General features: G+C 69.1%; 11 protein-coding genes and 1 tRNA gene. 4 read left to right on the top strand and 8 right to left on the bottom strand.

What is annotated here, in order from left to right; translation table 11 throughout:
* Together EYW49_RS23270 and EYW49_RS14980 are read right to left on the bottom strand one after the other, a co-directional pair.
* The coding region (locus tag EYW49_RS23270; protein ID WP_206365479.1) for a hypothetical protein at positions 1-497 on the bottom strand (497 nt) is incomplete at its 3' end.
* A gap of 140 nt (positions 498-637) precedes the next feature.
* A complete protein-coding gene (locus EYW49_RS14980; RefSeq protein WP_131310397.1) occupies positions 638-1,249 on the bottom strand; it encodes a class I SAM-dependent methyltransferase in 612 nt (203 codons plus the stop codon).
* Positions 1,250-1,400: 151 nt separating this feature from the next.
* Between EYW49_RS14980 and dapF the strand changes: the two genes are divergently transcribed.
* The 3 genes from dapF to ftsY are packed head-to-tail and all read left to right on the top strand — an operon-like array spanning position 1,401 to position 4,776.
* The gene (dapF, locus tag EYW49_RS14975; RefSeq protein ID WP_131310396.1) at positions 1,401-2,294 is read left to right on the top strand and encodes a diaminopimelate epimerase; all 894 of its coding nucleotides are present in this window, start codon (positions 1,401-1,403) and stop codon (positions 2,292-2,294) included.
* Positions 2,291-3,589 (top strand): tRNA (N(6)-L-threonylcarbamoyladenosine(37)-C(2))-methylthiotransferase MtaB, encoded by a 1,299-nt coding sequence (gene mtaB, locus EYW49_RS14970; protein ID WP_131310395.1) that lies wholly within the window; start codon positions 2,291-2,293, stop codon positions 3,587-3,589. The genes dapF and mtaB overlap by 4 nt, the downstream gene beginning before the upstream one ends.
* On the top strand, positions 3,586-4,776 hold the full coding sequence (ftsY, locus tag EYW49_RS14965; RefSeq protein WP_131310394.1) for a signal recognition particle-docking protein FtsY: 1,191 nt from the start codon (positions 3,586-3,588) through the stop codon (positions 4,774-4,776). The genes mtaB and ftsY overlap by 4 nt, the downstream gene beginning before the upstream one ends.
* Positions 4,777-4,808: 32 nt before the next feature.
* Here ftsY and EYW49_RS14960 read toward each other — a convergent pair whose 3' ends face one another.
* From EYW49_RS14960 to EYW49_RS14945, 4 genes are all read right to left on the bottom strand, one after another.
* Positions 4,809-5,018, bottom strand: a complete 210-nt coding sequence (locus EYW49_RS14960; protein WP_228259625.1) for a Trm112 family protein — start codon at positions 5,016-5,018, stop codon at positions 4,809-4,811.
* 17 nt (positions 5,019-5,035) lie between these two features.
* Positions 5,036-5,722 carry an LON peptidase substrate-binding domain-containing protein gene (locus tag EYW49_RS14955; RefSeq protein WP_131310392.1) on the bottom strand — a complete coding sequence of 229 codons (687 nt, stop codon included), beginning with the start codon at positions 5,720-5,722 and terminating at the stop codon, positions 5,036-5,038.
* A 17-nt stretch (positions 5,723-5,739) separates the two neighbouring features.
* A complete protein-coding gene (trxA, locus tag EYW49_RS14950) occupies positions 5,740-6,702 on the bottom strand; it encodes a thioredoxin (RefSeq protein WP_165498273.1) in 963 nt (320 codons plus the stop codon).
* A gap of 155 nt (positions 6,703-6,857) precedes the next feature.
* Positions 6,858-7,382: a prolyl-tRNA synthetase associated domain-containing protein gene (locus EYW49_RS14945; protein ID WP_131310391.1), complete on the bottom strand. Its 525-nt coding sequence runs from the start codon at positions 7,380-7,382 to the stop codon at positions 6,858-6,860.
* 303 nt (positions 7,383-7,685) lie between these two features.
* On the opposite strand from EYW49_RS14945, the gene EYW49_RS14940 reads away from it, so the two are divergent.
* Positions 7,686-7,760 (top strand) — tRNA-Gly (locus EYW49_RS14940).
* A 285-nt stretch (positions 7,761-8,045) separates the two neighbouring features.
* Here the strand turns inward: EYW49_RS14940 and EYW49_RS14935 are convergent.
* Together EYW49_RS14935 and EYW49_RS14930 are read right to left on the bottom strand one after the other, a co-directional pair.
* Complete coding sequence (locus EYW49_RS14935) at positions 8,046-8,903, bottom strand: DUF6615 family protein (protein ID WP_131310390.1); 858 nt, start codon at positions 8,901-8,903, stop codon at positions 8,046-8,048.
* Between the two features lie 295 nt (positions 8,904-9,198).
* On the bottom strand, positions 9,199-10,614 hold the full coding sequence (locus EYW49_RS14930) for a sensor domain-containing diguanylate cyclase (RefSeq protein ID WP_228259624.1): 1,416 nt from the start codon (positions 10,612-10,614) through the stop codon (positions 9,199-9,201).
* Positions 10,615-10,833 lie beyond the last annotated feature (219 nt).

The raw sequence follows: 10,833 nt of genomic DNA, 5'->3' as shown, positions 1-10,833 counted from the left end.
GGCACGACCGGAGCCGGCGGCGGAGCGGGCGGGGTCGCGGGTTCGGGCGCCGGCGGCACCGGCGCGGGCGCCGGGGTGGGCTCGGCAGCTGGGGGCGGAGTCGGGGTCGGCGGTGTCACCGGCGGAGCGGGGGGCGATTCGGGTGCCGGGGGCGGCGCGATCGGCGTCGGCGGCGCGACGGGAGCGACGACCGGGGTCTCGGTGGTGACCGGCGTGGTGGGGGTCGCCGCGGCCGGCGATGCGGCCGGGGCGGGAGCGACGACGGCCGGCGGTTCGGCGGGAGCGGTGGGCGGCGCGGCCGGGGTCTCGGTGGTGACCGGGGTGGGCGTGGTCGGCGGCGGCGTCTCGACCGTCGGAGCCGGCGGCGGGGTGACCGCGGCCGGAGGGGATTCGGTCGAGGCGGCGGCGGGGGTCTCGCCGGCGGTCGGGGTTTCGGCGGCGGTCACCGGCAGGGCGGTGGCCAGCAGCAGGGCGCCGATGCCGAACGACACCGCCATGGACGGACTGCGTACTCGGGACGTCATCGTCGTCGCTCCTGGTGGCCGGTCGGCGACCGGCGGGGTTCGGTTCCTGTCCGCGATTCCGGCCGAACGGCCGCTGCTTCGGACGTGACCATGGGACACCGCCGGGGCGGCCGTCAATCGATCGGACGCGGTCGTTCGAGGACCCAGGGGTGGGCCGGTCCGACCGCGCACAGGCGTTGGACGATCTCCGGGATGCGGCCGGTGACCGGGTCGGCGGGGATCTCGCCCTGTTCGAAGGCGACGACCACCAGACCGTCGATCAGAGCCGGCGCGAGGAGCTCGTTGGGGCCGAGCAGGAAGACGTCGCGGGCCGGGTGGCCGTGGCGCGGCTGGCCGCGGGCGAAGGTCTCGTAGATCAACACGCCGTCGTCGGCGACCGCCGCGCGGATCTCCGGAAACAGCGGCCGATAGAGGTATTTGGTGATCACCACCGCGGCGAAGCGGCGCCCAGTGACAGGCCAGGGGCCGCGGTCGGGGGCTTCGAGGTCGGTGGCGACGAGGGTGACGTCGGGCCGGCCGGCGAGATCGGCGACGCCGCCGAGGTCGCGGTCGAGGCCGACGACCGGATGGTCGCGGTCGAGGGCGGCGCGCAGATGGCGCCCACCGCCGCAGGCGACGTCGAGGACCGGGCCGCCGGCGGGCGCGCCGGCGAGGAACCGCAGCACCCAGGGCGACGGACGGCTGGGGCCGCGGGGGGCGGGATGGACCGAGGCGTGGTGGCTCATGTCGGCGGCGATCCTTCCCGGACTGGTCTTTTGCCCGCGGTTTCGCCATATAAGCGAGAACTGCGGCGGGCGGAAAGGCGACCAAGGGGCGCGGCGCCCGCGGCGCGACGAAAATTTCTGCGACGCCCGTTGGGGCCGACGAGGACGAGGCATGACCACGGCGTTTCGCTTCCGCAAGATGAACGGGCTCGGCAACGACTTCCTGGTGCTCGACGCCCGCGCGGGGGTGCCGCGGCTGCGGCCCGACGAGATCGCCGCGCTGGCCTCCCGGGCGACGGGCATCGGCTTCGATCAGATGATCACCATCGAGGCCTCGCCGGCCGGGGCCGACGCCTTCATGCGCATCGACAACGCCGACGGCGGCGAGGTCGACGCCTGCGGCAACGCGACGCGCTGCATCGGCCGACTGCTGATCGGCGAGACCGGCCGCGAGGCGGTGACCATCGAGACCCGCGCCGGCCTGCTGCGCGCCTATGAGACCGGCGAGGGCGAGCGGGTCACCGTCGACATGGGCGTGCCGCGGCTGGCCTGGGACGAGATCCCGCTCGCCGAACCCTTCGCCGACACCCGCGCCATCGAACTGCAGATCGGGCCGATCGATGCGCCGATCCTGCATTCGCCGGCGGTGGTCAACATGGGCAATCCGCACGCGATCTTCTGGGTCGACGACGTCGAGGCCTACGATCTCGCGCGGATCGGGCCGATGCTCGAACATCATCCGATCTTCCCCGAGCGCGCCAACATCTCGCTCGCCCACGTCACCTCGGCCGACAGCCTGACGCTCAAGGTGTGGGAGCGCGGCGTCGGGCTGACCCGGGCCTGCGGCACCGGCGCCTGCGCTGCGGCGGTGGCGGCGGCGCGGACCCGGCGCACCGGGCGGCGGGTGGCGGTGACATTGCCGGGCGGGGTGCTGGCGATCGACTGGCGCGCGAGCGACGATCACGTGCTGATGACCGGCGACGTCGAGACGGAATTTGCCGGGACGATCGACCGGGCGACGCTGACGTGGACCCGCGACGGCGCGGTCCGAGGGGCCGCGGAGTGAGCGTCGAACTGGTCACCCTGGGCTGTCGGCTCAACACCTCGGAATCGGAGACCATGCGCGAGCAGGCCGCCGCGGCCGGGCTCGACGACGTGGTGATCGTCAACACCTGCGCGGTCACCGCCGAAGCGGTGCGCCAGGCGCGCCAGGCGATCCGCCGGACCCGGCGCGAGCGGCCCGACGCGCGCATCGTGGTCACCGGCTGCGCCGCCCAGATCGAGCCGGAGACCTTCGCGGCGATGACCGAGGTCGATCTGGTGCTCGGCAACGACGCCAAGCTCGAGGCGGCGAGCTGGGGGGCGATCGCCGCCTTCGGCATCGACGCCAGCGAGAAGGTCAAGGTCAACGACATCTTCTCGGTGCGCGAGACTGCCGGCCACCTGATCGCCGGCTTCGAGGCCCGCACCCGCGCCTTCGTCCAGGTCCAGAACGGCTGCGATCACCGCTGCACCTTCTGCGTCATTCCCTACGGCCGCGGCGCCTCGCGCTCGGTGCCGGCGGGGGTGGCGGTCGAACAGATCCGGCGGCTGGCCGACGGCGGCTATCGCGAGGTGGTGCTGACCGGGGTCGACATCACCTCCTGGGGCCACGACCTGCCGGGCACGCCGCGGCTCGGGCGGCTGGTCGGGGCGATCCTGCGCGAAGTGCCGGGGGTCGAACGGCTGCGGATCTCGTCGATCGACCAGATCGAGACCGATCCGGAGCTGATCGACCTGATCGCCTCGGAGCCGCGGTTGATGCCGCATCTCCATCTGTCGCTGCAGTCGGGCGACGACATGATCCTCAAGCGGATGAAGCGGCGCCATTCCCGCGACGACGCTCTGCGCTTCTGCACCGACATGCGGGCGCGGCGGCCGGACCTCGTCTTCGGTGCCGACCTGATCGCCGGTTTCCCGACCGAGACCGAGGCGATGTTCCAGAACACGATCGATCTGGTCGCCGACTGCGGCCTGACCTTCACCCACGTCTTCCCGTTCTCGCCACGGCCGGGCACGCCGGCGGCGCGAATGCCGCAGGTGGCCCGCGCCGAGGTCAAGGACCGGGCGGCGCGACTGCGGGCGGTCGGCGAGGCGGCACTCGCGGCCCATCTCGATTCGCGGATCGGCGCGGTCGAGCAGGTGCTGATCGAGAAGGACGACGTCGGCCATACCGAGCAGTTCGCGGCGATCCGGGTCGCGGCGGGCGGGGTGTCGAACCTGCCGCCGGGCGACGTGGTCGCCGCCCGGGTGATCGGCCGCGACGGAACGGTGTTGATCGCCGAGGCGACGACGCCCGGACAATCGAAGGACAGAGCATGAGCGACGGCGGCAAGCGCGGATTGTTCGGTCGGTTGTTCGGCGGCGGCAAGCCCGAGGCGCCGGCCCGGCCGCCCGAAGCGGTCGCCGAGACCGAAGCGGTCGAGGTGATCGAGCGCGACGCGCCGCCGGAGGCGATCGAGGCCGAGGCCGCGCCGGAGCCGGCCGAGAGCGTCGCCGAACCGGTGGTCGAAGAAGCGCCGGCGATCGCGCCGGTCGCCCCGGAGCCGGAACCGGCGGCCGAACCCGGCGCCGCGCCGGTCAAGGCCTCGTGGTGGCACAAGCTGAAGAGCGGCCTGTCGCGCACCTCGACCGCGCTCGGCGGCGGCATCGGCGCGATCTTCACCAAGCGGCGGCTCGACGAGGCGACGCTCGAGGATCTCGAAGACATCCTGATCCAGGCCGATCTCGGTCTCGCCACGGCGGCGCGAATCACCGCGACGCTGCGCCGCGACCGCTTCGACAAGGAGATCTCCGACACCGAGGTCCGTGCCGTGCTGGCGGCGGAAGTCGAGAAGGTGCTGGCGCCGGTGGCCCGTCCCCTGGTGCTGCCACCGTCGGATCTGCCGCGGGTGGTGCTGGTGGTCGGGGTCAACGGTTCGGGCAAGACCACGACGATCGGCAAGCTCGCGATGAAGCTCGGCCGCGAGGGCCGCAAGGTGACGCTGGCGGCCGGCGATACCTTCCGCGCCGCGGCGGTCGAACAGCTGAAGATCTGGGGCGCCCGCACCGGCGCCCGGGTGATCGCCGGCGAGCCGGGGGCCGATGCCGCCGGCCTCGCCTACGACGCGCTGGTCGCGGCACGCGCCGCCGGCTCGGACGTGTTGATCGTCGACACCGCCGGCCGGCTGCAGAACCGCGCCGAGCTGATGGCCGAGCTCGAGAAGGTGGTGCGGGTGCTGAAGAAGCAGGACCCGACGGCGCCGCACGACGTGATCCTGACGCTCGACGCCACCACCGGGCAGAACGCGATCAATCAGGTCGAGATCTTCGGCAAGGTCGCCGGGGTCACCGGACTGGTGATGACCAAGCTCGACGGCACGGCGCGCGGCGGCATCCTGGTGGCGATCGCCGACACCTTCGGTCTGCCGGTGCACTACATCGGGGTCGGCGAAGGGGTCGACGACCTCGAGCCCTTCGATGCCGGCGACTTCGCGCGGGCGATCGCCGGGCTCGACCGGCACGGCTGATCGCCCGCTCGGACAGCCTCACGGGCGCCCGATCAGTCGATCGGGCGGGCCTCGTCGGGCAGCATGATCGGGATGCCGTCGCGGATCGGATAGGCGAGGCGCGCGGAGCGCGACACCAGTTCCTGGCGGTCGGCGTCGTAGTCGAGCCGCGCCTTGGTCAGCGGGCACACCAGCAGTTCCAGGAGCTTGGGATCGATCCGGCCGCGCTGGCGGTCTTCGGGCGGCGGGGCGGCGTCGGTCACGGGGGACTCTCCGGGGATCATTGCAGGGGGCCGCCGCCACCGCCGCCTTCGGCCTCGCCGAGGGCGCGTTCGGTCAGCGCGATCAGCAGTTCGGCGCGGGCGGCGAGGCTGGGCTTTTCGAGCAGCGCCTGTTTCTCGCGCGGCCCGCAGGGCGACATCATCGCCAGACCGTCGACCAGCGCCTCGTTGGAGGCGGTCTCGAACCGGCTCCATTCGACGTCGAGGCGATGGGCGGTGACGAAGGCGCGCAAGGTGGCGAGCACCGCGCCGCGATCGACCCCGGCCTCGCCGGTGCCGGGGCGGAAGTCGGCGGTGAAGGGCTCGACGTCGATGCGCACCTGCCGATAGGGCGTGGTGGTGGCCAGTTCCTCGGCGATGCGGAAGCGGCTGACGCCGGTCAGGGTGATCGACAGGCGGCCGTCGCCGTTCTCGACGTAGCGGGTGAGGCGGCCGAGGCAGCCGACGGCCTCCAGCGGCGGCCGGCCGGCGAGCGCGACGGAGAGGACGTCGAGGCGCGGCTGGATCATGCCGATCAGCCGCTCGCCGGCGAGCACCGCGTCGGTCATCGCCAGATAGCGCGGCTCGAAGATCTCCAGCGGCAAGGTCCGGCGCGGCAGCAGCAGCACGCCCGGCAGCGGGAACACCGGCACCACCAGCGGGAGATCCTCGACGGTCTCGTAGATGCGGTTGCCGGCCCGGGTCATGGCACTCCCCTCGAGGGTCAGGCGAACAGCACCGACGACAGACGCCGGCGTCCCGACAGGGTCGCCGGATCCTTGGGGCCCCAGGCTTCGAAGAACTGCAGGAGCTGCTTGCGCGCCCCGTCCTCCTGCCAGGCGCGATCGCGGCGGATGATTTCGATCAGATGATCGACCGCCGCCTGCCGGTGGTCCTTGCCGGCCAGCGCCAGGGCGAGGTCGAAACGGGCCTGATGGTCGGCGGGATCCTTGTCGAGGCGCGCCTCGAGGGCGAGGACGTCGTCGACGGCGCTCGACAGATTGGCCAGCGCGATGCGGGCGCGCACCGCCGCGACGCGCGGATCGCCGGCGGCGGTGGCCGGGAGGGTGGTGAGGAACTGCTCGGCCTGGGCGAATTCGCCGGCGGTGACATAGACCCCGGCGAGCCCGACGGTGGCGCCGAAATGGGCCGGCTCGAGGCGCAGCGCCGCGGCATAGAGCTTGGAGGCTTCGGCGAGGTCGCCGGCTTCCGCCGCCGCGTCGCCCTCGGCGACCAGCACGTCGATCTCCGACGGGCCGCCGGGGCCGGCGATCTTGTCGATGAAGGTCTGGATCTGGCTCTCCGGCACGGCGCCCATGAAGCCGTCGACCGGCTGGCCGCCCTTGAAGGCGATGACCGCGGGAATCGAGCGGATGCCGAGCTGGCCGGCGACTTCCGGATGGTTGTCGATGTTCATCTTGACCAGCTTGACCCGGCCCTTGCCGGCCCGCACGACCTTCTCGAGGATCGGCGTCAGCTGTTTGCAGGGGCCGCACCATTCCGCCCAGAAGTCGACCAGCACGGGCGTGTCGACCGAGGCGTCGATGACGTCCTTCATGAAGTCGCGGGTCGAGGTCTCGCGGATCAGGTCGTCGCCGGCGGGTGCGGCGGCCGGCGTCGCCGACGTCGCGACGGTCGCCTTCATCTGGGGATATCCGTTGCCGTAGGTGAAGCTGGGGCCGGTCATGGTGGTCTTTCCGAGTGGCGGGGCGCGACCGGCGCGCACGGGCCGATCACGGTGGGGTCGCCCCCAAGATGGGGTCAAAGCCGTCGATCCGCAATCCGACGGTGGTGGATTCGATCGCCGCGCGGGCTCGCCCGATCGCGGCGGGGCGGCCACGCTCAGGCGTCGGGCGCCGGGGCGATGCGGCCGTCGGAGACCGCGACGATGCGCGGCGGATGGCCCGAGAGGGTCAGGAAGCGGACGAGATCGTCGCGACCGATCGAGGTCGTCGCGGTGTTCTCGAGCGGGTGGAAGTTGAGGATCGGGTGATCGAGCAGCGGCGCGTCGAGAACGACCGTCACCCGGCCCTCGGCGTCGTTGACGATGCCGAAGGGGGTGACCGAGCCGGGGGTGACGCCGAGCAGCTCCATCAGGAGCTCGGGCTTGCCGAAGGTGACGCGGCCGGAGGCGCCGATCGGTTCGGAGATGGCCTTGAGGTCGATCGCCGCGTCGCTCTCGGCGACCACCAGGAACACCCGGCCCTTCTTGTCCTTGAGCAGCAGGTTCTTGGAATGGCCGCCGGGGATGGCGCCCTTGACGTCCTCGCTCTCGGCGACGGTGAACACCGCGCGGTGGTCGTGCGTGGTGGTGGCGATGCCGAGTTCGGCGAGGCGGGCGAGGAGATCGGCGCGGGTCCAGGGCATTGGCGAGGTCCGACGGCGGGCGCGGGCGGACGCGGCCCCGGCCGTTCGGGGCGTCGCGCCGAAGCGGCGGAATGCGGTCTTCTAGAGCGCTGGCCGCGCCCGCGCAACGGCGCGAAGGCGCACGAGAGCGGAAAAAATCACCGAGAGATCCGTCGCAAGGGTTTGACGACGCTGGCGAAATTCCACTTTTCCAGAGGTCTTCGCGGCGTTCGGGTGCGTTCGTGCAGATTCCGTCTTGCGTCGGCTCCGCTCCTGAGGCATAGAAGCGTCCGTCCGGCGGCGACGCCGGTCACCCCATCGGATGCGGGAGTAGCTCAGGGGTAGAGCACAACCTTGCCAAGGTTGGGGTCGAGGGTTCGAATCCCTTCTCCCGCTCCATTCTCTCTCAGAGGGAATGACGATCGAAAAGCCGCGGGAAACCGCGGCTTTCGTCGTTTCTGGGGGTGAGTTTCAGAGGTTGAGGTCGCGGGTTTCCCAGAGGCGCCGAGAGGGCTCGGTCACCTCTCGGTCACATGGCACCCGATCGAGGCGCGGTTGAAATCGCGGCGTCGCCGGTGCGCGCAATGTCGCGGTTCGACCGGAAGCCGCCCCATAACTTTTCCGGAATACAGATATCCGACGATGTGGCGGCCTGCATTGCGCCTAGCTTGATAGCTCAGATGGTCAGCGTCTTATTGCAAACAGATCCGGTGCGCGCATGTCGATCTTTAGAAATCTGGTTATTCCGCGCTTTTTAAAGTCCTCTGGAGTGATCTCTTCGCCAACGGCCTCAGGCGTGCGCGATATCCCTTTCCTCTCGTCAAGCCTGGAGCGCCCTTCGTTCAGTTGGAAGATCGTAGGCAGCCCAATATCGGTTGCGCGGTCTTCAGGGGACGGGATGATTTCTTCTATATATCGCTCGATCGGAAGATCTTCCTGAAATCGTAGAAGGTAGGGGTTCTGCCTCGTCGAGAATTTGTGTCTCGTACATAAAAAATGCCAGGGGACGGTATCGTTTTCGATATCATCGAGTTTTTTTGGCGCTTTTGATTTCACAGTTTCAGCGTCCGCAATCAGACAGCCAGTTTCGAACGATTCGAATTTTTCTTTTACGGTTCCTTTTATCCAGTAAGATCTTTGGGGTTCGGCGCAATAAAAGCAGTACGCAGGGAAGAGGTCGTTCGCCTTGGCATCTTCAATGAGCAAATCTATCTGCGGCTGGCTGGCTCCTTTCCCCATCTGTTTCAGGTTTCCAATTCCACCGGCCTTATGAATTCTCTTGGCTTGCACACGCATCTTCAGGGTGTAGACTCTTCCGATAATGTGCCACTCCCAGTCGGCTCCGGTGTTCTTGCTTTCCTGCGATTTTGAAAATGTCAGAAGTGTTACTTCGCGCGCATGGCGCCGCCTGATTTCCAGCAAATTCGTTTCAGTAATCGTCTCTTCTCCATAGCTGACCTTTACATCAGGAGAATGGGCGAATTCCAAGTTTTTCGAAGTGGAGTGGCCAAGTTCCAACAGCGTGTGGAGTAGGGAAATCATGCTGCCTCTCAATATTGATAATCGAATATGCCGTTGTTATTGCAAGTGTTGCTACCATCTTGACATCATGCTAGCTGCTTCGTCTGCTGCGTGCAATGACCGCTGTCGGCGCTTAGCGGATCCCAACGCATTCACGCCCCGCCCTTCCGCCGCCCGCATCACCGGATACGGCTCCAATCCGATCACCTGGTTCTCGCCGACGATCTCGGCTATTCCCGCCTACCGCTCACGTGCCGCCGCCCTTGAGACGCTTCTCCACCACGGACCTATGTGCGCTTCCCCCCCCCCTCGCCCCTCACTCCCTTCCACCCCGGCCCGCGTAATACGCCCGTTTCGCGCGGTACATCATCGCGTCGGCGCGTTTGATCACCTCTTCGAGGCGTTCGCCGGGGGTGCTGGTGGCCATGCCGAGGGCGAAGCTCAGGGTGCCGCCGCCGTAGAACTGGTTGTTGACCTCGACCAGTCGCTGGATGTCGTCGATCGTCGCCTGGCCGCCGCGCTCGTCGGTGCCCGGCAGCAGAATGGCGAATTCGTCGCCGCCGATCCGCGCCGCATGCGCCGGCTCGGGGGCCGCGGCCTTGAGAATCTCGCCGGCGCGGCGCAGGAGCTGGTCGCCCACCGCATGGCCGAGCCGATCGTTGGCGATCTTCAGGCCGTTGAGGTCGGCGATCACCACGGTGGTCGGCGACAGGCCGGCGCGCTCCAGGCGGTTGATCTCGTCGACGTAGAACGATCGGTTGTAGAGCTTGGTCAGGACGTCGTGCTTGCCGAGGAATTCGAGATAGGCCTCGGCCTTCTTGCGCGCCGTGATGTCGGTCAGGGCGATCTGGACCAGCGACCAGTCGCGTTCGTGGCCGGGCAGCACCGAGAACTGCATGAGGAGATGCAGTTCGTCGCCGGCCAGCGAATAGTTCACGACCTCGCGGTGCTGCAGCAACTCGCCGTGCCACAGGTCGATCAGCTGTTCGCGGAACGGCCGCTGCATCGCGTCGCGGAAGATCTGGTGCTGGTGGAGCAGCAGGTCGGCCCGATCGGCCGCGCCGAACAGCGACAGCGTACAGGCGTTGACGTCGATCACCCGGATCTCGCTCATGCAGCGCTGGACGAATTCGGGATGGACGTCGGTGAAGGTCCGGAGATCGGTGATGCCGCAGGCGCGGACGTCGTCGAGCAGGTGCTTGACCGCCGAGAAATCCTCGACCCACAGCGACACCGGCGAATGCTGGAAGAGGCCGCGGGCATAGGCCTCGCTGTCGGCCAGCGCCCGGCGCGCGGCCTCGCGCTCGGTGACGTCCTCGATCGCGACCAGGACGCGGGCCCAGTCGTCTTCGTAGCCGGGCAGGATCGCGCCGTTCAGGCGGATGTCGAGCCGCCGCCCGGTCAAGGTATAGTTGACGGTGAGGCCGGAGAACTCGGTCTGCCCGTTCCACAGCTGCACCAGCTCGTCGAGATGGGTGACCAGCATGTCGTCATGGAACACCACGTCGAGATTGGCGATGAGGCGGATCTGGTCTTCGGCTTCGAACAGCGACAGCGTCTTGCGGTTGACCTCGACGATGCGGATCAGGCCGGCGCAGGTGCGGATCCGGTCGAGATCTTCGCAGAGAAAGGCCCTGAGGTCGGTCACGCCGGCGGCGCGCCATTCGGCGAACAGGCGCTTGACGCCGCTGTAGTCCTCGACCCACAGCGACACCGGCGCGAGATCGAACATCGCCGCGGCGTCGCCGGCCCGCGCCGGCGGCTTCGGAAGTGCAACTCGGGGAGTCGGCATGGGCCACCTGTGACGCGATGATACGACGTTCGTCGGAGCTCGATCCTTAGGCTCGGAAGGTTGGCTTTCGGTAAAGGCCGGGGTGGTCAGGGTCGATGCCGGTCGGTTTCGCGGCCGTGTCCGACCGCCGCGCCGGCTGCTCTGCGCGCCGCGAAGGGC

It is taken from the genome of Siculibacillus lacustris (assembly GCF_004328075.1).
Lineage (GTDB): Bacteria > Pseudomonadota > Alphaproteobacteria > Rhizobiales > Ancalomicrobiaceae > Siculibacillus > Siculibacillus lacustris.
Note: the sequence above shows the minus strand (reverse complement) of the source record. Positions and strands in the feature narration are given on the sequence as shown.